Origin of the sequence: Paraburkholderia sp. 22099, assembly GCF_052045835.1 — a bacterium.
Lineage (GTDB): Bacteria > Pseudomonadota > Gammaproteobacteria > Burkholderiales > Burkholderiaceae > Paraburkholderia > Paraburkholderia terricola.
Genome location: NZ_JBQEPU010000099.1, coordinates 1 through 602, shown reverse-complemented (window position 1 = coordinate 602; position 602 = coordinate 1). Strand labels below are relative to the sequence as shown.

The window sequence follows — 602 nt, the reverse complement described above, 5'->3', positions numbered from 1 at the left end:
CCATCGGGGCCGGCGGGTACGTTCCGCAATCGAGTCCGGATATAAGTCCGCAACCACCCTTCTCGCTACGAACAATTACCTTGCAAATGGGAGGCGACCATATAAGAAATGTCGTGTTCTGCTCTGGGTATGCTTGCCGGTTCCCCGCGGGATTACGGAGCCGGCCATGCATCCAGCGACACTGGTGACATTGAACATGCGCGAACTCGACCGACTGAAGGTGATCCAGGCTGTGGTGGACACCGGTCTGAAACCTGGACGTGCTGCCGACCGGCTGGGCCTGACGGTGCGGCAGATCGAGCGGCTGGTAATCCGGTATCGTGAATCAGGCGCAGCGGGCCTGGTCTCACGCAAACGTAGCCGACCGGGTAACCGGCGGCTGGACGACGACGAGGCCCAGCGCGCCCTGGCGATTATCCGCGAGTACTACGCCGATTTCGGCCCAACGCTGGCCTGCGAGAAGCTGCACGAATGCCACGGCACACGTCTGGCGAAGGAAACGGTCCGCAGGCTGATGACGGACGCGGGCCTATGGGTGCCGCGCCGGCAGCGGCCGCCGAAGGTCTACCAGCCGCGCGCGCGGCGGTCGTGCCTGGGCGAGC

The 602-nt window shown here is 64.5% G+C and carries 1 protein-coding gene; it reads left to right on the top strand.

Annotated features, from left to right (window positions below; genetic code table 11):
• Positions 1-166 precede the first annotated feature (166 nt).
• A partial coding sequence (locus ACTJLC_RS31820) for a helix-turn-helix domain-containing protein (RefSeq protein ID WP_440846436.1) occupies positions 167-602 on the top strand: 436 nt, incomplete at its 3' end.